Below are 23,233 nucleotides of genomic sequence, written 5' to 3'. Positions count from 1 at the left end.
GAGGTTTAGTATGGAAGCCATTAAAAAAGGAACAACCATTCAGTCATTACAAATAGGAATGGGGATTATTGATATCATTGCCAAACAAGGCAGGCCATTAAGATTTTCAGATATTCAAGACTTAACACAGATTACAAAGAGTAATCTTTATAAATATTTAAATACATTTACACAATTAGGTCTTCTGTATCGGCACATGGATACAGGAGAATATGTATTGGGAAGCAAGTTGATTGAATATGGAATGGCTGCTGTTGATCAAGAAAATGTGATTGACCGAATCTCACCCTTTCTGCATGAAATTAACGAAAAAAGTTCGAGTACCGTTCTATTTTCCAGCTGGACCGATAATGGTCCAATGATTGTTAAAGATTTGAACAACAATCGAGGATTTAATATTGGCGCTCAAATAGGAACCTTACTTCCTATTCGTTCTGCAACAGGTAAAGTGTTTATGGCCTTCATGGATGATTATTTGATTTGCGATTGGAAAGCGAAGGAATTTATGCAAATTCCTCCTGAAAAGGTTCGTCTGCTTGATGATGAATGCAGCTTCATACGAGAGAAGGAAATTGCCTTTGCAAGGGAACCGCTGGTATCATCTGTGTCTTCCGTATCCATCCCGGTATTAAACTATAAGAAAAAACTCCTTGGAGCCGTAACAGTAGTAGGCTTTTCTGAGTTTATCCCTCAAAATGGAAATAATGAACTAGCTCATTATTTAATCCAAATCTGCAAAGAAATTTCTGGTAGTTTCGGGTATATGTCATCTGTGAAATAAAAACGTACTTAATTGGAAGAATACCATCGATGAAGGACAAAACTCTGTTTCGACTAAAGAAAAATGTCCTTCATCATGCCGATGAAGGACATCTTTAATAAATCGGTTAAGCTTGTTTCATCATTTGTTTCACTATTTCCCTATTTCGCTTCTTAAAGAGTTCATTATGGGAAGAGACCATCCCGATTTTACTTGCGTCAGGCTGAATAAATTGTTTCGCTTTATTAACTGCGTTTGCTGCATCTTGGAATGCACCTGTTATTAAATTAACCTTACCATCATACATAAGGATATCACCAGCAGCATAAAGCCCCTCAACGGAAGATTCACTCACAGAATTACCTGCAATATAATAATTGTCTGCTATTTTAATATTTAAACTACTATTTTCAAGTAATGTGGCGTCTTGTTCGTACCCATGATTAATAATCACTTCATCAATTGGCAAATTAGAAACCTCTCCTGAAACATGATTTGTCAGTTCTACCATTTCAATAGATTCATGATTGCTGCTGGCAATCAGTTTGGTAATTGAGGTTTGAAATAAACAAATAGCAGAACTTTTCATTAACTGTGTTGCTTGTGCCTCGTGACCTTTTAATGCCTCTTTTCTATACGTCACAAAAACTTTTTTGGCAATCGACTCTAACTCATTCGCCCAATCAATGGCTGTATTTCCACCACCTGAAATGATGACCGTTTTATCTTTGAAATGTTTTAATGACTTGACAGTGTAATTTAAATTTGATACTTCAAATCTCTCCGCGCCTTCAATCTCCAGCTTTTGAGGGTTCAAGATGCCACTGCCGATTGCGACGATGACTGTTTTCGAAAAATGCTTCTGGCCGGAAGCTGCTTGCAATACAAAAATACCATCTTCATTACGTGTGATCAACTCAACCTTTTCATTTACCACTACTGTGGGATTAAACGTTAATCCCTGTGCAACCAATTGTTCTATTAATTTGGCTCCAGGAATGGGCATTTGCCCGCCAACATCCCAAATCATTTTCTCTGGATAAACATGAATTTTCCCGCCTAACTGCGGCTGAAATTCGATGAGTTTTGTTTTCATTTCTCTAAGTCCGCTATAAAAAGTCGAGTAAAGTCCTGCTGGTCCCCCGCCAATTACGATCACATCAAATAGTTCCTGCTGTTCCATCTGTGAACACTCCCTGCCAAAAAAATCTTCCTATGAATAATATGTAGTCGGTTCATTTACATTTCGCGCATCACGTTTACAGACCTGTTCAAAAGGACAAGTTACACAATCATCTTCGTTGTATACCTCATTAAAACTTGAAGAATCACCTAGCATATGATTCATCAATTGCAAATAAAGGATACTTTCATCAATTTTTTCAGGTGTAGGAAAATAGGTATGCTTCCTTCCATCCAATAAAGTTGTCACTTCAATTCTACTAGGGATTTTATTAAAAACCTTTTTGGAAAATACTGCGACTAAATAGTTATATAGCATTAACATGTCTGTTTCTGCGTCAACCAAGTATTTTTTTACAACAAAGGAGGAATTGGACCATTCCGCCACATCAATCGTTAAAGAGAGATCCATATCTAGTTCTTGTATAGTGGATGTAAATTTTTCAAATAAAAACAAAGGTGGGGCTGAATCTGTTTCTGCAGTCAAATTTCGCATTAAGTAATCGGTAATTTTAGCTGTCACCGTATAATAATGAATTCGAGACTCAAATATTTGAGGAGAAATATTGGACCAATATCGTTCAACCAATGCAAGGATCTTCGTTGCTGACCGCTGTTCAATTGGGATTCGAAAATAGGAATAGACGACTTGATTTACCACCTGTTGTACCATATGTCTCCAGTCCATCGGCCGATTTTTCTTCTCAATATACTCATAATAAAATTTATAAGGACAAGTAACGAACACTCTTAAATTTTCTTCTGTCAAATATTTCATTACGTTCAGCTGGCTCTTCATGTCAAAGCCCCTCCCCTAATATCCATCCCACTCCGCTAATTGATAAATATTATCACTTAATTCCATTTTAATTGATAACGATTATCAATATCAAATGTTTTTTTTATTTTTTCGAATTTTTTTATTAAATGATAAACATCCACTCCGTCCTATCAACGATTTCCCACTTTTTTTTTCAAGGATTCTCAGAAAAATGAAAAAATAATTATTGACAAGAAATAAATCGAGCGAATATAGTTAGTTGTGAAAATGATAATCATTATCATCAACACGCTTTTACTTACTCTTGTTTAAAAGGAGGTCAATAATGGTTCGGTTATATACAGATGATTTAAACATTAGCTATGGTGAACAGTTAATTGTTAAAAATCTCAGTGTGAAAATACCCGATCGAAAAATTACAACCATCATCGGATCGAATGGCTGCGGGAAGTCTACTTTATTGAAAGCAATCACACGAATTATTTCGCATCAATCTGGAACCGTTTTGTTAGATGGTAAAGATATCTCAAAGGAAAATACAAAGATTCTTGCAAAAAAAATGGCGATTCTCCCGCAATCACCTGAAAGTGCCGGTGGATTGTCCGTGGCTGAGCTCGTTTCTTATGGCCGCTTTCCCTATCAAAAAGGTTTTGGACGCTTAACGAAAAAAGATTATGAAGTTATTGACTGGGCACTTGAGGTCACGGGTTTACTAGACTTTAAGTTTCGTTCAGTCGATTCCTTATCTGGCGGCCAACGCCAACGAGTTTGGATTGCCATGGCTCTTGCTCAAGAAACGGACATCATTTTTCTGGATGAACCCACTACCTATTTAGATATGGCCCATCAACTGGAAGTACTAGAACTTCTTCAAAAGCTGAACATCGAACAGGAACGAACCATTGTCATGGTCCTTCACGATTTAAATCATGCTGCGCGTTTTGCTGACTATATCATTGCTTTAAAAGACGGCCACATCGTCAAGGCAGGAGATTGCGAGGAAGTTATGACTCCTGAAGTGTTGAAAAAGGTATTCCAAATTGATGCCCAAATCGGACGAGATCCACGAACAAATAAGCCCATATGTATTACCTACAATTTATTAAAAGGAGAAAATAAAAATGAAAAAGCTGCTATTCCCGTTTATCCTACTCTTAGTGTTAATTATTAGTGCCTGCAGTAACGAGACGTCAGGAAAAGAAGAGAGTTCCCCTAAAAAAGAAGAACAACCAAAAACCTTTACATATCAATCAGAAAATGGCCCAATCGAAGTCCCGTCCAACCCAAAACGAGTCATATTGCTGTCAGGATTCACGGGGAATGTCATCGATTTAGGTGTAAATATCGTTGGTGTAGATGTTTGGTCTAAAAACAATCCCACGTTTAAAGAAGAATTAAAAGATGTCGCAGAAGTATCAGATGAAAACCTAGAAAAAATTATCGAATTAGAACCAGATTTAATCATTGGGTTATCCAATATTAAAAACCTTGATAAATTAAAAGAAATTGCTCCAACTGTAACTTATACTTGGGGGAAAGCCGACTATTTAACCCAACACGTAGAAATCGGAAAGCTATTAAATAAAGAGAAAGAAGCCCAAGCCTGGGTTGATGACTTTAAAACACGGGCCAAAACTGCGGGAGACGAAATCCGTTCAAAAATTGGTGAAGACGCAACGGTTTCAGTCATAGAAGCCTATGATAAGGATTTATATGTGTTCGGTAATAACTGGGCTAGAGGAACGGAAATCTTATATCAAGCCATGAATTTAAAAATGCCTGAAAAAGTGAAGGAAATGGCTTTAAAATCTGGCTACTATGCGATTTCAGCAGAGGTACTTCCTGAGTATGCCGGGGACTATGTGATTTTAAGTAAATATGCAGATGCAGATCAATCTTTCCAAGAAACAGAAACATACAAGAATATTCCTGCGGTTAAAAATAATCGTGTCTTTGAAATGAATGGAAATGGTGCTTCCTTTAGTGACCCAGTTACATTAGATAAGCAATTAGACTTTTTTAAGAAGTCATTTCTAGGAAATTAATAATCTCTGAGGGATTCTTTTTCAAGAATTTCCTCTTCCCTAATTCTAGGAAAGAAAAGATGAGAGACTGATGACAAAAGAAAAATTCCCCTTTGTATATAAACTTATCGCAGCGTTCCTTGTTTTTGCTGGTATGTCCATTGCTGCCTGCGTTTTTGGAGCGGCAGAGACGTCGGTCAAAGATGTATGGATGGCACTTACATCAAATTCAACTGACAAAGCCACTTTGATGCTCCGCGAAATCCGATTTCCCAGAGCAGCGGCAGCCATTTTTGTTGGTGCTGCTCTTGCGGTTTCAGGCGCGATCATGCAAGGACTGACGAGAAATCCACTTGCCGATCCTGGGTTACTTGGATTAACAGCTGGCGCGAATGCGGCACTTGCCATAACCATTGCGTTTATCCCCTCTGTCAATTATTTCAGCATGACAATCGCTTGTTTTTTGGGAGCTGCTGTTGGAACATTGATGGTTTTTGGGATCGGATCCATTAAAAGAGGCGGTTTTTCACCGCTTAGAATTGTATTAGCTGGTGCTGCGGTTTCTGCCTTCCTTTTTGCAGTTGCAGAGGGCATTGGAATTTACTTCAAAGTTTCCAAAAATGTTTCCATGTGGACTTCTGGAGGGATGATGGGAACGTCATGGAAACAGCTTCAAATCATCGTCCCATTTATTATTATTGGGATCCTTGTGTCACTTTTTCTCTCCAGACAGCTTACCATTTTAAGCTTAAATGAAGAAGTTGCCGTTGGACTTGGTCAAAAAACAACTCAAATAAAGACGATTCTATTTATAGTGATCATTCTATTAGCAGGTGCTTCTGTGGCACTTGTCGGGAATATGGCCTTCATCGGCTTAATGGTTCCCCATTTGGTTCGCGCCATGGTCGGAACAGATTACCGTTTCATCATTCCAATGTCCGCTATTTCTGGAGCCACTTTTATGCTTTTTGCTGATACCCTTGGGAGAACCATTAATGCTCCCTACGAAACACCAATCATTGCAATCATGGCTGTAATGGGTCTGCCCTTCTTCCTTGTTATTGTCCGTAAAGGAGGAAGCGTATTTTCATGATTCAGCCTTCTTTATTAAAAAAACAGAGGATGCTTTTAAGTAGTTTACTAGGACTCATATTGTTATCATGCATTATTGGCATGGGGTTGGGATACTCTTCCCTATCCTATGACAGACTTATTCCAACACTTCTCGGATATGGAACATTTAAAGAGGATTTTGTCTTATTTTCTATCCGCTTACCAAGAATGATTATTACATTGTTAGCAGGGATGGCCTTGGCCTTATCTGGTTCTATTTTACAAGGAATCACACGAAATGATCTTGCTGACCCTGGTATTATTGGGATAAACTCTGGAGCAGGTGTGGCTATTACCGTTTTCTTTTTGTTTTTCCCAATTGAAGCAGGTTTATTTGTTTATGTTCTTCCCCTTGTGGCTTTTTGCGGTGCGATACTAACTGCCGCACTAATCTACCTTTTTTCTTATAAAAGAAATACTGGCATGCAGCCGGTTAGATTAGTTCTAGTCGGGATTGGTTTTTCGATGGCACTTTCTGGGGTCATGATTGTCCTGATTTCATCTGCCGAACGGGAAAAAGTAGATTTTATTGCGAAATGGTTGGCGGGGAATATTTGGGGAACGGATTGGCCTTTTATTTGGGCATTCTTACCTTGGTTATTGATCCTAATCCCCTACACATTATTCAAAGCAAATCGATTGAATCTTCTCGGACTAAGTGAGCCTGTAGCCCTCGGTGTGGGTGTTTCAATTGAAAAGGAACGGATTGTTTTACTAGTAACAGCCGTTGCCCTAGCCGCTTCTGCCGTTTCAGTTACGGGAGGAATTTCCTTTATCGGATTGATGGCTCCACATATAGCAAAAGCATTGGTAGGACCTAGAAATCAACTATTTATTCCCCTAGCGATTCTAATTGGCGGTTGGCTCTTACTAATAGCAGACACAATTGGACGAAATCTGATTGAACCAAATGGTATTCCTGCAGGTATAATGGTTGCCTTAATCGGTGCTCCCTACTTTATGTATTTGTTATTAAAAAAGTAAAAAACAATGGATCCCGATTTGGAGGGATTCATTGTTTTTTAAATCTATCATGTTCTCTTCCTGTATTCCTTTGGTGTCAGTCCATATTTCACTTTAAAAATCCGGTAAAAATAACTAATATTATCATATCCAACCTGCTCTACTATCGAAGCAATCGCGATATCGGTTCCTTCCAGTAATTCTTTCGCTTTCATAAGTCGCCTCTCTTGTAAAAGCTCTTTGAATGTATGGGACGTGGCCTTTTTTATAGTCTTACTTAAACCATAGTGAGATTGTTTCAATCGATCGGCTAATTCATATAACGAAGCATCCTTATACTGATCTTCTATATACTTAAGTGATTCTACTACTAAATAATGATTCATAGAAGCTTCTTCTTTTCTCTCCACCTTATCCGAATTTTTGATGAGTTCAATCAAGAAAAGCCCCATATAAAGTTTAATGGTTGACTCTGAGAAAGCAGAAGGATGCATGATCTCCTCAATCATTTTTCCAATCATATCCTGAATAGAGGGTACTTCAGCAACTTTAAAATAAAGGAATTGGCCGTTCTGAGTGTTGTTATATAAGCTATTAAGCAGAAAATCACTGACAATATTTTCGGAACTTAAAAAGGAAAAAATAAAATCGAAGAACGCGGGACGTATGATAAAATTAATGACGATGTCTTCTTTGGCACAGGCTTTAATCTCATGTTCAATATGCTGATTTAATAAGAGAAGTTCTCCTTTTTTCAAGGTAATTTGTCTGCCGCCAACGGTTTGATTCAATTCCCCGTTATAAACATAATTGACTTCTATATAGTCATGTTTATGTAGGGGGAAATCAACAAATCTAGTGTGCTTTCGAACCATGATCATCTTGTCTTTGCTTAGAAATTTTTCGCTTTCGATGATAAAATTGGTTTTACTTGTATACAATTCTTTACTTACTCTGGTTCGCCGTACAAGGATGGTTTTCTCTTCATCCGTAATCTGTAAAAGCTCACTTAAAAGATCCTGGCTCATGTGTTTCACCTTTTTCATGGATTGTTTCTTAGTCAAATCATAACATACCTCAAATACCTGCCTAAAGAAAAAACCTGGGCAATGAATTATTGGTCCTAGGTTTTTCCAACTCTATTAATTTAAACGACTTTTCTTTTTATTCCTTTTGAATTGCCAAATCGTTCTTCTTCAATTTGTTGCAATGTTTTTCCATTCGTATTCGGAGCAAGAAGAATTCCGATAACACAATGAATGGTTAAGAATACAAGCATAACAATCCCAGCTGTTTTAAATCCTAATTTATCCATAACTGTTGGTAAAATAAATGACCAGATCGCAATCCCCAATCTTACTAAGAAGTACATTATTCCTTGAGCACCAGCACGGTATTTTGTTGGGAAAAGTTCACTCGCCCACAAGCCGTAGAACGCTTGGGCACCGAAACCAGCAGCACTGCCCCAAAGTAGTACAAAAGCAAAGAGTGAGAACCAGTTCATTCCTGTAAATGTTAGAATTATCCAAGCAGCAATACCCATCACAGCTCCAATTCCAAACAAGGCACGTCTGCTAAATTTGTCTCCTAGTTTCATGAATACAAAATATGTGGTTGCAACGGTTAAACTCCAAAGAAGAACTTGAAGTAAATTCGCTTGAGTACCCGTTAATCCACCAACATTTTGATAAATATATGGCATGAAATATCCCATAGCACCTGCAGTTAAATTCCAGAATAAATAAATTCCAATTAATAAAAATAATGCTTCACGATTTGGTTTTAGACTAAGTAGTTCTTTGAGTACACCTTTATTATTGCTATTGCCTTCTTTAGCTTCACGTTCTTTTCCTTCTTTCCAAATAGCTGACTCAGATAAGCCTTGTCTGATGTACCATGTAATAAAGGCAATGATTAATAAGTGGATAAAAATAATTCTACTTCCTAATAAACCAAGTGGTGTAAGCAAGACGGCAAGTAAAAACGTGATCGCTGGACCTGTCGACCATGCTAACTGTGCAGTTCCAACATGCGCAGCTCTTTTGTCGGCTGGCGCTTCTTCTGCAATGTATGTCCATGAGGCTGGTACCCCGGCACCTACTGCTATCCCGGTAATTATTGTTCCTATTAACAGCATTGGGAAGTTAACGGAAACGGCAATCAATAATACTCCTAGCATATAAGCCAACAAGTCATAGGTGTAAATAAATTTCCGTCCATATTTGTCACATAAATACCCACCAAACAAAGCTCCTACTGCCGCTCCAAATGCATTAGCACTCACTGCACTTAAAAGCCCCACCGCCATATTATCTAAATGAAGATATGCCTGCCACATAGTTAAACTACTTGCTGCTGCGATAATTGATCCAGCTTCAATATAGTTGGCCATTGCAACAGAGATGGTGGCTTTCCAGCCAGTCGTTTTTTTGGAACCAATCTTAGCCATTGTAATACCTCCTAATAATTTGTTTACTATCCAAAGAAGTAACCGGTTTCATTCTTGTTATTAATGCTAAAGACGAATGTCCGAAAGTAACTATTCTAAATAAAAGACTTCTTCTAAATTAATTGAAACAGGGCTATTATCGGGATTCGTCTCCATAATTGGCTCCATATATGCCCACCATTTTTTACAGATTTCTGTTTGTGACATTTGCTCCCATTTCTCTACATTTTCTATTTCTAAATAGGCAAACAACCTACCAGTCTCTTTTTCTAGAAAAATAGAATAATTTTGTGCCCCATGTGCCTTTAATTCTGCAGCCAACTCAGGCCATATTTCATCATGTCGGCGCTTATATTCATCATAACTATCACGATTGACAAACATGATACTAGCTTTTCTTATCATTTTGATTTTCCTTTCTAGAATTTAGTTTCCTTATAGCTAAACTATACCCTTGTAAAACGCTTACTTGTAGGAGACAAAATTCAGTTAAGGGTGAAATTATTCAGAAAGTTGAAAGGGATTACAAAACAAAAAAAGCCAAGAAGAAATATACTCCTTGACTCTTACCAGCCTCCTATTTATCTGCTGACGATTTTATAAAATGATCCCTGAATTGGGAAGGTGTCTGACCCAGCCACTGTTTGAATAATCGGCTGAAATATTTCGTATCTTGATAACCAACGGATAAGGAAATATCGTAAATTCTTAAATCTGTTTTCTCTAATAATTCTTTAGCTTTTTCAAGTCTTGCGGATGTGACAAAATCTAAAATGGTCTCTCCAGTTTGAGTTTTAAAATAATCACAAAAGTAGTTCGGATTCATATAAACCTGAAGAGCAATTTTTTTAATTGTAATATTGTCTCCCAAATTATTTTTAATCCATTCTTTCGCAATCAGAATTGGATTCTGCTGCTTTTTGTTCAAACTACCCATTTTCTCCATCACATGTAGAATCCACAATTTAACCCTATCCTTCAACTGAATGAAGTTTGAGGCATGCATTGTAATATTTAAGGCATCTGTTAGTAAATCCGGATCCTCACCGTAGCCATCCTTTTCAATCCAATGATTAGCGATTCCGATTAATAAGTAATGAACCGCTTCATTAATCATAATAGGCGATGATAAGGTTTCTACCTCATAAAAAAATCCTTGTAATGCCTGAAGTAACTCATTCTTTTTCCCTTGTGCAAAAGAGTTCATCACTTGTTCTGTATATTTCATTATTGAAGACGATATCCCACTAGATTTCTGTTCTTTAATGACTTCAAACAAATCAGACTGAAAGACTCGGTTTCCTCCTTGGATGATTCGAAATTGAAGCAGAGTGAGTAGATGTGATTTCATATGACTAAAAAGAGCAAGATCATTAAATACATCTCCCAGGGCTACAGATGCTGTAAAAGGTGTGGCTTTGTGAATGGAAACTCTTAGTTCTTCTGCAAACTGTCGGAAGACCAATGAATAATCATGATTGTTGGCTTTATCTTCCATGTGTAGTAATATCCAATAGCTTAACGTACTACCTCGCCACCACCAGCTAAAGAATTGATCGTCTCTAATAGGACTCGCCACTTTTTCAGCTAATATAATTTCAATTTCTCGAGACCATTTATTCCAATCTTCTGGTAAAAATTCTTTCGTTTGTGAAAAAACCTGATCAACACTAACATGAATCAATTGATAACAGCCACTTGGAAACTGCCGGGTCCAGTCGAGATACGCAATATCCTTATCTCCCTTCCAGGTCATTTCACTTAAAACCTGAAGCTGCTTTGTATATTCCAGTTGGGATGCTTTTTTCTGCATACTAAGCCATTCTTGCTTTTCAGCATGCACCTTTTGAATCTTTAGTTTAACTTCATCCATTTGTAATTGAAATTGTTCTTTGTCGATTGGCTTCAGGATATAATTTACGGCTCCATCTCTTAGGGCCGTTTGCAAATATACAAAATCATCATATCCGCTTATAAAAATGGTTAGGAACGTTAGATGGCTTTTAAGTTTTTTATTTAAGGTTAACCCATCCATTTCCGGCATTCGAATATCTGAAATAAGTAAGTCGAAAGAAATAGCATGGTTTAAAACGGCTTCATAAACTTCTAATCCATCAGAAAATGTTCCGACGATTTCCCATTCATCACCCAACGAGCGAACCATTCGTTCAATTCCTCTTCGAATTCTTCCTTCATCATCGACAATAACCGTTTTTATCTGTGTCATTTTCCATCACCATCCTCTTGAATCCCAGAATAATTAGTTACCTCACTCTTTAAGATTGCTGGAATTTGTATCATAATCTCTGTTCCTTTTTCTATGGAACTATGAACTCGTAATTCATATTGATCACCAAACATCATCATCACCCGGGCATGAACATTCAATATCCCGAAACCGGATTCTCTTTTTCCCATTGGATCTGATTTTAATTTGCTATTTAACTCTCCCAACTTTTCCTCATTTATTCCTGGCCCATTATCACGGATGGTAAATAAGATATCTATTTTCCCTTGTTTATTTAGAATTTCTTTTACAGAAATTTGAATGCTTAATCCTTTCCGTTTCTCCAATCCATATTTAATAGAATTTTCAACCAGCGGCTGTAAGATAAATTTGGGGGTAAAATAGGATCCAGAATCTAGCTCTATTTGAATGGTGTAAGTAAGTCTTTCCTCAAATCGGAATTTTTGGATTTTTAGGTAATCCTGAATATGATCCACTTCTTGAGAAATCGGAACCAGTCGATCCTTATTACTTAGTGAATAACGGAGCATTCTTCCAAGAAGCGTAACCATTTCAACCACCATTTCGGATTCTCCATCTTCAACCGCCATACTAATTGTTTGGAGTGTATTGTACATAAAGTGCGGGTTAATTTGAGATTGCAGTGCATATAGTTCGGCGTTTTTCTGCCGAATTTCAATAGAATAATTTTTCTGAATTAACTCCCTAATTTCTTCCAGCATCGAATCAAAGCTTTGAGCCAGAACTCCAACCTCATCATTTGAGTGAATTGGAATTGAAACGCTAAGATTCCCCTCTTTGACCTCTTGCATTAAATGCCCCAGCTTTTTAATTGGTTTGGTCACTGACCAGGCCAGAAAGCATGATATGAGACTCGTAATGATGACAAGCGCCAAAAAAGCTAAAACGGTTACATTTCTTACCATGTCAGTACCCATGGTTAAATGTTTTAAAGGAATACTATGAACCAACATCCATTTATGGCGTGCTGATTTATTCACACTAATGAGTGTTTTTTCTTGACCTGTTCCTGTTTGAAAACTTCCGTTAACCAAAGGGTAGTCATTTATATCAGTAAAAACAGAGCCAATTTTAGAGGAATCCGTATGGAATATAACCTGTCCATTCTCATCCATCACCCACATAGTGGCATTCTTTTCTTCTTCTAAATCAGCTAATACATCTTTAATAAAAGATAACTTAACAGCTAAAAAGAGCGTACCTAGCGACTTCCTATTATCAAAATCTGTTACTTGTTTCATTAATAAAATATAAGGAGGATTCCCTTCAAACTTCAAACTTGCTTGTTTTGGAAGGATGAGTTGGATTTTGTCCCCTAGTGCGTGTTCTTCACCATATGGCAGAGATTGATTTTCAATGTTAAATCCCTCATAGGGTATACGTGTACTGATAAAAGATCGATTTTTAGATAATAGAAACGCTCCTAATATTTCTGAACTGTTATCAAGATAGGTATTGGTTAAAAAACTTTCTACAACAAATTGATCGCGATGTAATTCTGATTGATTCTTATAGCTGCTATCTCTTAACACAGACATAACATCGCTGGAGCTATAAATTAATTCGGGAAGCCGTTCCAATTCACCTAGGCTGTTTTCAATGTTATTATTGGCTTGCTTTAATAATTTTGGGATATATTCTCCAACTTTTTCTTCAATTGATTTCGTATATTCATAATAAGCTAGGGCACCTAATAGCCCCATAGGAATGACGGTTAACAAAATATACGTAATTATGAGTTTCGTTGATAACCGGGAGTTTTTTAATTTTATTTTTTCAAGAAGCCTAGAAATCATATTGCTGAACATTCTCCCTTGTAAAATCAATTGGCAGCCCCATAATCACCGTGTCACCTTTAATTTTGATATTACCTACCTTCCCAATGTGCTGCCCATCCTTAAGCTTGTCACCATTCAATAATTCTTTAGCTAAACTAACAGTTAAATAGCCTAGTTTCTTAGGGCTCCATAATGTGATCATTTGTGCCGATCCATCTTTTAAATAACTCCTCATTAAATTAGGGGTGGAGAGCCCTGTTACGGTAACGATCCCCGCCTTTCCCGCGTCCTGAACTGCCTGTGCAGCGGCAGGAGGTCCAACAGAAGAACTGCCTAGTATCCCTTTCAAACGTGGATAAGTTTTTAATAGCCTTTCAGCCCCGGTGTATGATTTTTGGGGATTATCTTCCGTCTCAACTACTTCTACTAATTTCATTTCCGGATATACTTCTTTCTGCTGCTCAATTATATAGTTCATCCATTCTGATAAATTGGCAGCAGCATTAGAACCGGTCAAAATAGCATACTCACCTTTTTCCCCCATCTGGGAAGCCAAATTATCCATTAAATGCCGGCCAAGGTTTTCCGGATCGACCATATTAATAAAAAGTTCTCTGTATTTTGTGTCGGTATCGGAATCCCAAGTGATCACTTTTATCCCTTTTTCTTCGGCCCTTTTTAATACAGGTCCTAATTTTTCTGGATCGTTAGCTGAAACGGCGATGAGATCAACGTCCCTACGAATAAAATCATCTATAATATTCCGCTGCTGTTCCCAATCTGCGATAGGCGGACCTTCATAAAGAACGTTAACATGTAAGTCCTCCCCTGCCTCACGTGCTCCTTCTTCCACAGCATTGAAATAAGGAATCCCACTTACTTTAGGTACGATGGCAATCGTGTAATTTTCTTTGCTTTCATTTTGTTTATTTTGCTCTTTCTTTTGATCTCCGTTATAAATAATTTGATATTTTCCGGAATTCAAATCGCAACCGCTTACAAATATTACTATTAAAAAGCAAACAAAAAAGTTTAAGGTAGGTTTTATGTTCAACACCTCACATAAGACGTCTTGAATAAATGTAAAAAAGAGGCCATCTATGAACTTAGCCTCTTTATATTATAACATAAATTGAAATCGTTTTTATTGCTAAAATAATTTACAAAATTTCCTTAAACATGGAAATTACTTCTTCTTTTGTTGGCTGGAATGGGTTTCCTGGTGCACAGGCATCCTTTAAAGAGTTAATCGCAATTTTATCTAAATCTATCTCTTCTACTCCTAGCTCTATTAGTTTACTAGGAATCCCAACTTCTTTAGAAAGAGCTTTTATAGCTTCAATTACTTTCTCCGCACATTGCTCATCTGTTTTTCCAGCAACTTCAAGACCAGCAGCTTTTGCAATCGCACGGAATTTTCTTGGACCACGTTTGGCGTTTTCTCTCTCCACAATTGGCAGCAGCATTGCATTACAAACACCATGCGGTAAATCATAAACGCCGCCAAGCTGGTGTGCCATCGCATGGACAAAACCAAGGCCGGCATTATTAAAGGCAATTCCTCCTAAGAACATGACATAGGTCATTTGCTCACGAGCTTCAATATCATGACCATTCTTAACGGCAAGAGGCAAATAATTAAAGATGATTTCAACCGCTGCAAGGGCAGTCGCATCCGTTACTGCATATGCACCCGGGGTAACAATTGCTTCAATCGCATGTGTCAGGGCATCCATACCTGTCGCGGCGGTTAAGGAGGCTGGCTTATCGAGCATTAATTCAGGGTCGTTAACAGAAATAGTAACCAAGCTATTTTTATCCACCATAACCATTTTAACTTCACGTTCTTTATCGGTAATAACATAGTTAATTGTAAATTCGCTTGATGTTCCGGCAGTCGTATTGACCGCAACGATTGGAATCGATTTATTTTTGGTTTTGTTGACTCCCTCATAATCACGGATATCTCCGCCATTGGTAACATATAGACCAACTGCTTTAGCAGTATCCTGTGGTGAACCGCCGCCAACTGATACTAGACAATCACATTCATTCGTTTTAAAAACATCTACACCCGTATATACATTTTCAATGGTTGGATTTGGTTTTACTTCATCATAAACTATGTATTCTAAATGAATAGAATCTAGTTCAGCTAGAACTTTACCAGCAACTCCGCTTTGATTTAAGAATTTATCCGTAACAACCATTGCCTTATTAAATCCTAGAACTTTAACAAGTGGAGCTAGCTCCTTTAAACAGCCTCTACCCATTAAATTTGTACTTGGCACATAATAAACACTCATTTGTAATCCTCCTTCTTTATGTTCACTATTTCACATATTTATTTTTAAATTAAGGGACGATTACGTCCCCTAAAAATAAACTCATGTTAAGGTTTTATAAATTTAAGATTCCTGGTCTTGGAACAACTTTGAAAGCATCAGCGAGGTCTTGTAACTGCTGGTCGGTAATCGTTTGTTTTTTACCACCTTGCGCACAAACAATCGTATAAACCTGAGCTGCTTTTTCAGCTGTTTCAATCAAGCCAAATGTTTCATCCATTGTTGCTCCTGCTCCGAAAATACCATGATGCGGCCAAACGACAAGGCGGACATGTTCCATTTTCTCTGCGGTTGCTTCACCAATTTCATTTGTTCCTGGGATAATCCAAGGAATTACGCCAATACCATCAGGGAAAACAACAATACATTCTGTACACATTTCCCAAAGAGTTTTGGTCAAATCTTCTTCCTTCAAGCTATGTGTAAATGTCATCCCAAGCAAATGAGTGGCATGGCAGTGCATAATCACGCGATGATTTTTATCTGCTGATAATCGCTTCATATGATTCATTAAGTGTGTTGGCAGTTCACTTGTTGCAACTCCGCCATCTTCAAGACCCCAGAGAATTTCGTAGCTTTTGCCGTCCGCGGCAATACGGATGACGCCTAAGTTAGAAGCTGGGTCCTCCTTTACATTTTTAAAGTATTTTCCAGAACCAGTTACAGCAAAATATCTTCCAGCTAATTCAGAAGCATCAAAGTTCATTGGTACTGTTCTTACCACTTTATCAACATCCAAGTATGGTAAAACTTCATATTCATTTAATAAATAACTGATATTCCCGCCATTACGTTCATCCCAGCCTAATCGGTATAGGTTAGCTGTTGCTTCAATCATTTCTTGTAAGAATGGTGCTGTATATATTAAATTTCTCAATGTCATGCTCATGGTTTTTCTCTCCCTTTCAATAAATTGATTTATATAATAAATTTCTTTATTTATCTTTGTTACATGTACATAATAACTTCTAAACAAACATAAATCAATATAAACAAAGAATGTTTTTTTGTTTATTTTTGTTTTGTTAACATTATTGTCACACGTTATATTTGTTTACTTCTGATTAAACAAATAAAAACAGACCTAAAAGGTCTGTTTTCTTTTTTTAAATTTTTAGTAAAAGTGTAAAGTGACTCTTATTATAACTTTATATTTCAGGCTTTCTAGTATTTTTTTGTGCTTTTCTTAAGCCTAAATCCCAGCAACTTTTTTATTTACTGGGACACCTTTACTTGTTTCTGTTTCTGTTTCTGTTTCTGTTTCTGTTTCTGTTTCTGTATTTGTATCAATCACGATCCAGCGATTATAATGGTCGATTAAAAAACCTATTCCAAACACAAACAGAATCGTGCCTATTCCCAAGCCTGCTAAATGGTGATCAAAGATAAAAATAAGAATACTTAAAAATAAAGGGATAGACATACAGAAAATTGTTCCAAAAGTATAGTTTTTCGTTAAATTTCCAAAAGCCTTAAGTAAATAATCAAAAGGTAAAAACAGTGAGTTTAATTGAAAATAAATGCTTACAGCTGCTGCAATAAGGTTTATCCCAATTACCAAATATAGATAACGGATCCATATGTTTTCTGGTATGTAAACCATGTGGTGTATATACTCAAAAAAATCAATAAATAATCCAAAAACGAATGTCAGAATCATACTTTTTACGATAGTAGCCAATTTAAACTTGGTATTCATCATGTAACTTAGAACAAACGAACAAAAATTCATAATTATAATGCAGATGCCGAGGGAGATTGGCAGGTATGGATTCAAAATTTTGCCCAGCAGCTGTCCAAGGAGCACTCCCAAGGTTAGCTGTTATCATAAAGCTATTTCCTAATGCATTTAATATAATTGAAACAATAAAACATAATAAATTCCGATTAAAGATTCTCATCTGCTTCCTACCTATCTAAGACTTCTTTAAATTATTACTTTTTAAAGGCAGCAAACCTAATACATCTTATTTTTTTTTCTCTTACAAAACTCATGCTTACCAGGACCATTTGAAGGAATCCGGTGTACTATGAAATTCCATTCACTTAATCCGTCATTTTTTTACAATTTATATCGCTTTATCCCCTAACAAAGGAGAATGAGAGAGCTATGAGTTGTGAACAATCCCTTCACTCACAGTCCCTTTTTCATCCTTTCTACTTCACCGAACCAGCTGTCATACCTGCCACTATCTTCTTATTGAAGAAAATAAATAGAATAAGAGGTGGAAGTGAGATTAATATGATATTTGTAAACAGCAGGTTCCACTGCGTATTGTACATGCTTGAAAAGTTATACAACGTAAGCTGTAATGTTGCGTTTTGTGCAACTGGGAAGAAATATAACGGGTGAACAAAGTCGTTATAAATCCCCACCGCAGTCAAAACGATTACTGTTGCGGAAACCGGTTTTAACAATGGTAATATAATAGAGAAAAATAAGCGAAAGCGGCCGCAGCCATCAATCAACGCTGCTTCATCAATTTGACGTGGAATCGTTGCCATAAAGCCTTTATATAAGGCTATACCCAGAAAATATCGGGCGCTTGGTTTACTGCAAGCTTAGTCTTAATCGAAGTTGTATATTGATCATCAGGTAGCTTTTGTACCTCTAATGTAATGTTCGGAAACTTTTTATGAACTAATTTCGGTAAAATATCTACTTCAAAATCTTGACCAGAGGCCGCTTTATTTCCAGAAACCAGCATTGTTATGGTTATATTTTTAGAATTAGATGAACCGCTGCTTTTTGATTCACTAGAGCTTGAGCTTGTACAGCCGGCTAATAGTGCGATGGTGAGTATCATAACTAAGGTACCTGATAGAAACGCTTTCATTTTTCTCATTAAATTCACCCCACGAGTTTTTATCATTAAAAGTTACTGGCCATTTATTACTTGTGCACATCTTGATTGTAGCGTAATAATAGGTACATTTAATTTAGTAATTTGAGTGGACAATTTTTAGATTTAGTACCCATTTAACTCGAGTATTGGGAAATGATTGGTGCTTCAATAAGATGATAATACATATATGGAGTAACCATAGCAAAGCGGGATACAATTAACAGACGTTTCATACAGCCCTTCCCTAGAAAAAAATAGCCAAACCTTTATAGAACAATAGTGGAGCTTTTTTTGATATGTGTGCGGATTTTTTTGGAGGGTGAAGGGGTTATTGAGCTAACCAAGTTTTCATTAAAAATAGAGATGGAAACATCCCCCATCCCTGTTTTTAATGACTATTTAATTTATTTGAGGTCTTGATTTGTTCGCTGATCTTTATTACTTATCCTTCCAATAATAAAGAGTGAGGATCTTCCAACAATTCTTTCACGGCAACTAGGAAGCTAACGGCCTCTTTGCCGTCTACAATTCGATGGTCGTAAGACAAGGCGATATACATCATCGGGCGGTTTTCCATTCGTTCCTTATCAATCGCTATTGGTCTTGTTTGGATTTTATGCATTCCGAGAATCCCTACTTGCGGGCTATTCAAGATTGGAGTTGACATTAACGAACCGAAAACTCCACCGTTTGTAATTGTAAATGTTCCACCTTGCAAATCATTTAACGTAAGGGCATTATCACGAGCTTTTTTACCAAGATTACTGATATCTTGTTCGATTTCGGCAAAACTTTTCTGGTTCGCACCGCGTACAACCGGTACGACCAATCCCTCTGGTGCTGCCACGGCTATTCCGATATCATAAAACTTCTTGAGAATCAATTCATCGCCTTGTATTTCGGCATTTAAAAGTGGGAATTGCTTTAAAGCTGAGACTACAGCCTTGGTAAAGAATGACATGAACCCAAGACGAACACCATGTTTTTCATAAAAAGCATCTTTCCGCTGATTGCGTAAATCCATAACAGCCGACATATCAACTTCGTTAAATGTGGTTAACATCGCTGCTGTATGCTGGACTTCTACTAGGCGTTTAGCAATCGTTTGACGCCGGCGGGACATTTTCACCCGTTCAACTGGTTTGTCAAACTCTTCATCTATTTGTTGTACGGCTGGTTTTGGGCTGGTTTTTTCCAACTTTGGCTCTTCTTTAACTGAAGGTGTAGGTGTGTATGCTTTTACATCCTCTGGTCTAATTCTGCCAAGTGGATCCCGGCTGCTTACTTGCGCTAAATCGATTCCCAATTCTCTTGCCAATTTTCTTGCCGCTGGCGAAGCAATCGGGCTTGCAGCTTTCGGAAGTTCTTGCTCAGCTTGGGTGCTTTGTTGATTAAGGGTTTCTACTTCAGCTGGTTTTTCCGGAGTTGCTGGAACAGGTGAAGTGGCTCCTGCAGCCGTATTCTCTTCGATAATCGCAATGACATCGCCAACTTCGACGATATCGCCAGGCTCTTTTAAAAACTTTGTAACTATACCTGAGTATTCGGCATTTAATTCTATATTAACTTTATCTGTTTCCAACTCAACAACACTATCTCCTTTGGTTACTTTATCACCAATATTAATGAGCCATTGAGCAATGGTTCCTTCCGTAATGGATTCTGCCAGTTCTGGTACTTTGATTTCAATCATGTGGTGTATCCTCCTATGTTTGTTGATAAGTCCCCTATAAAGTTAGAATTTCTACTTAGATTATTTTCCGGAAATGCAATTAGTACCTAGTTCTCTTTCTTGTTTCTGAGTAACTATTAGACTCAATATAGTTCAACGCCTGTTGGATAATCCGTTCTTGTTCATTCTTATGAACGGTTGGATCGCCGCCTGCTGTACTTGAACGCTCCTGACGTCCAATGTAACCAACTGTCAGTCTTCCAGAAGCAAGTTCAAAGAGAGTTGGAGCGATATAATGCCATGCGCCCATATTTTTCGGTTCTTCTTGCACCCATACAATTTCCTTCAAGTTAGGGTACCGCTTTATGATGGCTTCTACTTTTTCCTCAGGAAATGGATACAATTGTTCAATTCGAGCGATGTGTACCTCTTCTAAGTTTCGATTTTCTTTCTGTGAGTCGATTTCTACAGCCATATCGATGGCCATCTTACCCGTTGTTAACACTAATCTTCTTACCTTATCTGGCGCTTTTCCCAGCTCCGGCTGTTCCAAAACCGTCTGGAAATGACCTTCGCTTAGTTCCTTGCCAGTAGAAGCCACTAACGGGTGACGGAGCAGACTCTTCGGCGTCATAATCACCAATGGTCGAACAAACTCTGAACCTAAGATGGAGGCTTGACGGCGTAAAATATGAAAATATTGGGCCGCACTTGTAAGATTGGCAACCGTCCAGTTGTTTTCAGCCGCTAATTGTAAAAACCGTTCAGGTCGTGCACTGGAATGCTCCGGACCTTGACCTTCATACCCATGAGGCAAGAGGAGAATAAGTCCTGATTTTTGTCCCCATTTTGCCCTTGCAGATGAAACAAATTGATCATAGAGTGGCTGTGCTGTATTTGCAAAGTCGCCATATTGTGCTTCCCACATGACAAGTGTTTCAGGAGCAAATACATTGTATCCATATTCAAAACCTACAACAGCTGCTTCCGACAGCGGACTATTATGAACTGCAAACGATGCTTGTGCTTGCGGAAGTTGGTGCAATGGTGAATAAGTTTCGTTGGTTTCTGCGTCGTGCAGCACAATGTGCCGCTGCGCAAACGTTCCACGTTCTGAATCTTGGCCAGTGAGACGAATAGGCGTACCATCCTTTAACATCGAAGCAAATGCCAGCACCTCTGCTACCGCCCATTCTACTTTCCCATTTTCTTCTAGTGCTTTATCACGACGCTCTAAAATCCGCTTTAATTTTGGATAAACATGAAAACCTTCCGGCCATTTCAGCAAATCTTGGTTTATTTCACGAAGAGTATCAAGTGGCACACTTGTTTCCAACGGTGGAATTCCTTTAGCGATTACCATCGGAACCTCTACTTCTGCCCTGTGTTCACTCTGCTTCTTCTCTGACACTTTTTCATACTCCACTTGTAACATTTCTTGCACACTGTGATTCATCTGCTCAACATCTTCTTGTTTGAGAATGCCTCTATCTTTCAACTGATTGGCATACACCGCTCTTACAGTTGGATGGTTCATAATTTTTTTGTATACCTGTGGTTGGGTGACCGCTGGATCGTCCATTTCATTGTGGCCAAATCGACGGTATCCAACTAAATCAATCAAAAAGTCTTTTTGGAACTTGGCACGGTATTGATAAGCAAGTCGAACAGCAGCCAGACAGGCTTCTGGATCGTCCGCATTTACATGGACGATTGGAATCTCAAATCCTTTTGCTAAGTCACTTGAGTATCTTGTTGATCGAGAATCGTGGCTATCAGTCGTAAAGCCAACCATGTTGTTAGCAATGATATGGATCGTTCCACCTGTTCGATATCCTTTTAACCCACTTAAATTCAAGGTCTCCGCTACAATTCCCTGGCCCGGAAAAGCTGCATCACCATGGACCAAAATCGCAAATGCCCTCGTAACATCCTGCTTTGGGTATCCGGCATTCTTCCGTTCTTCTTGGGCCGCTCTCGCAAATCCTTCAACTACCGGATCAACAAACTCAAGATGACTCGGATTATTGGCTAAGGTAATCCGTGCGCGAACATTCCCGGGGCCTTCCATGAAACGATTCCGGCCTAAATGATATTTCACATCTCCTGTCCATCCCTCACTAATATCGACTAAATCTTCTGAAGGACCTTGTTGTTTAGCGGACGAATGTTGAAATTCAGAGAACATCTTGCTGTATGGTTTGTTTAACACATGCGCAAGAACACTTAAGCGGCCGCGATGCGCCATTCCAATCACGACATTACGTGCCCCATCCTCGACACCTTCGTGCACGGCTTCATTCAGCATCGGTACTAGCATGTCAACGCCCTCAATGGAGAATCTCTTCTGACCGACAAAGGTTTTATGCAAAAATTGTTCAAATCCCTCAACCTCTGTCAAACCCTGCAGCAAGTTTTTTTGTTCTTCTTTTGATAAGGAGCGATGCAAGGAACCTGTTTCCACCATTTGAGTCAACCATGATTGTTCATCCATATGGTGCACGTGGTTAAATTCATAGGCTAGTGTGGAGGTATAGATACTCTTTAAAAAGTTGATCGCATCCCATGCGGTTTGTATGCCTGCCGGGGCCTCCTCCCAAACAAGTTTGGCTGGAATCGCTTTCAGCTCTTCCTCACTTACCCCATGTTTTTCTGGATGAAACAACTCTTGATTTTGCACATTCCCCTCTAATGGGTTCATGTTTGCCGCTAAATGACCGTTAGAACGAATGTCCTCAAGCAGCTTTACCACTTTAAGTACTTTCTGTATATTTGTGGAATTATTAGAATTGAAAGATTCATTATTAGGGGTTTCTTCGGTATGACTTGACTCCAACGACAAAGGTGAGCCCCATTTTAGAAAAAGCTCACTTAATTTTGGATCAATCGATTCTTCTCCGTTCGTATACCGCTCGTATTGTTCAATTACATAGCCAAGGTTTGGACCATTGAATTTCCGCCATGGATTATGCTGATTTTTCTGTACTTCCATTCACAATTCCTCCATTGTTGTGTTACTTTATATGTTTTATTTCAGATTATTTAATAAGT

At 38.0% G+C, this 23,233-nt stretch carries 19 protein-coding genes and 1 pseudogene; 5 read left to right on the top strand and 15 right to left on the bottom strand.

The genetic code is table 11. From position 1 onward, the window contains the following. The first annotated feature begins 10 nt into the window (after positions 1 to 10). Positions 11 to 781: an IclR family transcriptional regulator gene (locus BR30_RS0120030; RefSeq protein WP_026566563.1), complete on the top strand. Its 771-nt coding sequence runs from the start codon at positions 11 to 13 to the stop codon at positions 779 to 781. A gap of 106 nt (positions 782 to 887) precedes the next feature. On the opposite strand, the gene BR30_RS0120025 is transcribed toward BR30_RS0120030, so the two are convergent. Both BR30_RS0120025 and BR30_RS0120020 read right to left on the bottom strand, forming a co-directional pair. Next, positions 888 to 1,943 carry an NAD(P)/FAD-dependent oxidoreductase gene (locus tag BR30_RS0120025; protein WP_026566562.1) on the bottom strand — a complete coding sequence of 352 codons (1,056 nt, stop codon included), beginning with the start codon at positions 1,941 to 1,943 and terminating at the stop codon, positions 888 to 890. A 30-nt stretch (positions 1,944 to 1,973) separates the two neighbouring features. After that, positions 1,974 to 2,741, bottom strand: coding sequence for a hypothetical protein (locus BR30_RS0120020; protein ID WP_026566561.1), 768 nt, complete (start codon positions 2,739 to 2,741; stop codon positions 1,974 to 1,976). A 307-nt stretch (positions 2,742 to 3,048) separates the two neighbouring features. On the opposite strand from BR30_RS0120020, the gene BR30_RS0120015 reads away from it, so the two are divergent. The 4 genes from BR30_RS0120015 to BR30_RS0120000 all read left to right on the top strand — a co-directional run bounded on the left by BR30_RS0120015 (position 3,049) and on the right by BR30_RS0120000 (position 6,844). Next, positions 3,049 to 3,894: an ABC transporter ATP-binding protein gene (locus BR30_RS0120015; protein WP_026566560.1), complete on the top strand. Its 846-nt coding sequence runs from the start codon at positions 3,049 to 3,051 to the stop codon at positions 3,892 to 3,894. Further along, complete coding sequence (locus BR30_RS0120010; RefSeq protein ID WP_026566559.1) at positions 3,845 to 4,768, top strand: iron-hydroxamate ABC transporter substrate-binding protein; 924 nt, start codon at positions 3,845 to 3,847, stop codon at positions 4,766 to 4,768. Before BR30_RS0120015 ends, BR30_RS0120010 begins: the two co-directional genes overlap by 50 nt. A gap of 70 nt (positions 4,769 to 4,838) precedes the next feature. Next, complete coding sequence (locus tag BR30_RS0120005; RefSeq protein WP_026566558.1) at positions 4,839 to 5,840, top strand: FecCD family ABC transporter permease; 1,002 nt, start codon at positions 4,839 to 4,841, stop codon at positions 5,838 to 5,840. Next, positions 5,837 to 6,844: a FecCD family ABC transporter permease gene (locus tag BR30_RS0120000; protein ID WP_026566557.1), complete on the top strand. Its 1,008-nt coding sequence runs from the start codon at positions 5,837 to 5,839 to the stop codon at positions 6,842 to 6,844. The genes BR30_RS0120005 and BR30_RS0120000 overlap by 4 nt, the downstream gene beginning before the upstream one ends. 47 nt (positions 6,845 to 6,891) lie before the next feature. Here the strand turns inward: BR30_RS0120000 and BR30_RS0119995 are convergent, their stop codons facing one another. From BR30_RS0119995 to BR30_RS0119935, 13 genes and pseudogenes are all read right to left on the bottom strand, one after another. After that, on the bottom strand, positions 6,892 to 7,851 hold the full coding sequence (locus BR30_RS0119995; protein ID WP_026566556.1) for a helix-turn-helix domain-containing protein: 960 nt from the start codon (positions 7,849 to 7,851) through the stop codon (positions 6,892 to 6,894). 119 nt (positions 7,852 to 7,970) lie between these two features. Continuing rightward, positions 7,971 to 9,272 (bottom strand): MFS transporter, encoded by a 1,302-nt coding sequence (locus BR30_RS0119990; protein WP_026566555.1) that lies wholly within the window; start codon positions 9,270 to 9,272, stop codon positions 7,971 to 7,973. Positions 9,273 to 9,362: 90 nt separating this feature from the next. After that, positions 9,363 to 9,677 (bottom strand): L-rhamnose mutarotase, encoded by a 315-nt coding sequence (rhaM, locus tag BR30_RS0119985; RefSeq protein WP_026566554.1) that lies wholly within the window; start codon positions 9,675 to 9,677, stop codon positions 9,363 to 9,365. 172 nt (positions 9,678 to 9,849) lie between these two features. Continuing rightward, positions 9,850 to 11,499 carry a response regulator transcription factor gene (locus tag BR30_RS0119980; protein WP_026566553.1) on the bottom strand — a complete coding sequence of 550 codons (1,650 nt, stop codon included), beginning with the start codon at positions 11,497 to 11,499 and terminating at the stop codon, positions 9,850 to 9,852. Then, positions 11,496 to 13,337 carry a cache domain-containing sensor histidine kinase gene (locus tag BR30_RS34010; RefSeq protein WP_035445748.1) on the bottom strand — a complete coding sequence of 614 codons (1,842 nt, stop codon included), beginning with the start codon at positions 13,335 to 13,337 and terminating at the stop codon, positions 11,496 to 11,498. Before BR30_RS34010 ends, BR30_RS0119980 begins: the two co-directional genes overlap by 4 nt. Further along, on the bottom strand, positions 13,327 to 14,304 hold the full coding sequence (locus tag BR30_RS0119970) for an autoinducer 2 ABC transporter substrate-binding protein (RefSeq protein ID WP_231507754.1): 978 nt from the start codon (positions 14,302 to 14,304) through the stop codon (positions 13,327 to 13,329). Before BR30_RS0119970 ends, BR30_RS34010 begins: the two co-directional genes overlap by 11 nt. A 175-nt stretch (positions 14,305 to 14,479) precedes the next feature. Next, on the bottom strand, positions 14,480 to 15,625 hold the full coding sequence (locus BR30_RS0119965) for an iron-containing alcohol dehydrogenase (protein WP_026566551.1): 1,146 nt from the start codon (positions 15,623 to 15,625) through the stop codon (positions 14,480 to 14,482). Positions 15,626 to 15,719: 94 nt separating this feature from the next. Then, entirely contained in the window at positions 15,720 to 16,547 is an 828-nt protein-coding gene (gene rhaD / locus BR30_RS0119960; RefSeq protein WP_026566550.1) for a rhamnulose-1-phosphate aldolase, read from the bottom strand. Between the two features lie 309 nt (positions 16,548 to 16,856). Then, positions 16,857 to 17,324, bottom strand: coding sequence for a DUF6198 family protein (locus tag BR30_RS37410; protein WP_231507753.1), 468 nt, complete (start codon positions 17,322 to 17,324; stop codon positions 16,857 to 16,859). Positions 17,325 to 17,821: 497 nt separating this feature from the next. Continuing rightward, positions 17,822 to 18,190, bottom strand: a pseudogene (locus BR30_RS34000) (carbohydrate ABC transporter permease); the annotation flags it as partial. Continuing rightward, a complete protein-coding gene (locus BR30_RS0119945; protein ID WP_155928724.1) occupies positions 18,187 to 18,537 on the bottom strand; it encodes a type 2 periplasmic-binding domain-containing protein in 351 nt (116 codons plus the stop codon). The gene BR30_RS0119945 and the pseudogene BR30_RS34000, both read right to left, overlap by 4 nt. A 415-nt stretch (positions 18,538 to 18,952) precedes the next feature. Next, positions 18,953 to 20,203, bottom strand: a complete 1,251-nt coding sequence (odhB, locus tag BR30_RS0119940) for a 2-oxoglutarate dehydrogenase complex dihydrolipoyllysine-residue succinyltransferase (RefSeq protein ID WP_026566548.1) — start codon at positions 20,201 to 20,203, stop codon at positions 18,953 to 18,955. Between the two features lie 79 nt (positions 20,204 to 20,282). After that, a complete protein-coding gene (locus tag BR30_RS0119935) occupies positions 20,283 to 23,174 on the bottom strand; it encodes a 2-oxoglutarate dehydrogenase E1 component (RefSeq protein WP_026566547.1) in 2,892 nt (963 codons plus the stop codon). Positions 23,175 to 23,233 lie beyond the last annotated feature (59 nt).

It is taken from the genome of Bacillus sp. UNC41MFS5 (assembly GCF_000686805.1).
The sequence above is the reverse complement of the archived record's forward strand: the minus strand, read 5'-3'. Positions and strand labels throughout refer to the sequence as shown.

What these genes read in the sequence shown, in the direction of transcription:
- BR30_RS37410 (WP_231507753.1), bottom strand. Translation starts at nt 17,324, where the DNA reads ATGATTCTGACATTCGTTTTTGGATTATTTATTGATTTTTTTGAGTAT.
- BR30_RS0120005 (WP_026566558.1), top strand. Translation starts at nt 4,839, where the DNA reads ATGACAAAAGAAAAATTCCCCTTTGTATATAAACTTATCGCAGCGTTC.
- rhaD (WP_026566550.1), bottom strand. Translation starts at nt 16,547, where the DNA reads ATGACATTGAGAAATTTAATATATACAGCACCATTCTTACAAGAAATG.
- BR30_RS0120030 (WP_026566563.1), top strand. Translation starts at nt 11, where the DNA reads ATGGAAGCCATTAAAAAAGGAACAACCATTCAGTCATTACAAATAGGA.
- BR30_RS0119990 (WP_026566555.1), bottom strand. Translation starts at nt 9,272, where the DNA reads ATGGCTAAGATTGGTTCCAAAAAAACGACTGGCTGGAAAGCCACCATC.
- rhaM (WP_026566554.1), bottom strand. Translation starts at nt 9,677, where the DNA reads ATGATAAGAAAAGCTAGTATCATGTTTGTCAATCGTGATAGTTATGAT.
- BR30_RS0120015 (WP_026566560.1), top strand. Translation starts at nt 3,049, where the DNA reads ATGGTTCGGTTATATACAGATGATTTAAACATTAGCTATGGTGAACAG.
- BR30_RS34010 (WP_035445748.1), bottom strand. Translation starts at nt 13,337, where the DNA reads ATGATTTCTAGGCTTCTTGAAAAAATAAAATTAAAAAACTCCCGGTTA.
- BR30_RS0119935 (WP_026566547.1), bottom strand. Translation starts at nt 23,174, where the DNA reads ATGGAAGTACAGAAAAATCAGCATAATCCATGGCGGAAATTCAATGGT.
- BR30_RS0119995 (WP_026566556.1), bottom strand. Translation starts at nt 7,851, where the DNA reads ATGAGCCAGGATCTTTTAAGTGAGCTTTTACAGATTACGGATGAAGAG.
- BR30_RS0119965 (WP_026566551.1), bottom strand. Translation starts at nt 15,625, where the DNA reads ATGAGTGTTTATTATGTGCCAAGTACAAATTTAATGGGTAGAGGCTGT.
- BR30_RS0119980 (WP_026566553.1), bottom strand. Translation starts at nt 11,499, where the DNA reads ATGACACAGATAAAAACGGTTATTGTCGATGATGAAGGAAGAATTCGA.
- BR30_RS0120020 (WP_026566561.1), bottom strand. Translation starts at nt 2,741, where the DNA reads ATGAAGAGCCAGCTGAACGTAATGAAATATTTGACAGAAGAAAATTTA.
- BR30_RS0120010 (WP_026566559.1), top strand. Translation starts at nt 3,845, where the DNA reads ATGAAAAAGCTGCTATTCCCGTTTATCCTACTCTTAGTGTTAATTATT.
- BR30_RS0120000 (WP_026566557.1), top strand. Translation starts at nt 5,837, where the DNA reads ATGATTCAGCCTTCTTTATTAAAAAAACAGAGGATGCTTTTAAGTAGT.
- odhB (WP_026566548.1), bottom strand. Translation starts at nt 20,203, where the DNA reads ATGATTGAAATCAAAGTACCAGAACTGGCAGAATCCATTACGGAAGGA.
- BR30_RS0119945 (WP_155928724.1), bottom strand. Translation starts at nt 18,537, where the DNA reads ATGATAAAAACTCGTGGGGTGAATTTAATGAGAAAAATGAAAGCGTTT.
- BR30_RS0120025 (WP_026566562.1), bottom strand. Translation starts at nt 1,943, where the DNA reads ATGGAACAGCAGGAACTATTTGATGTGATCGTAATTGGCGGGGGACCA.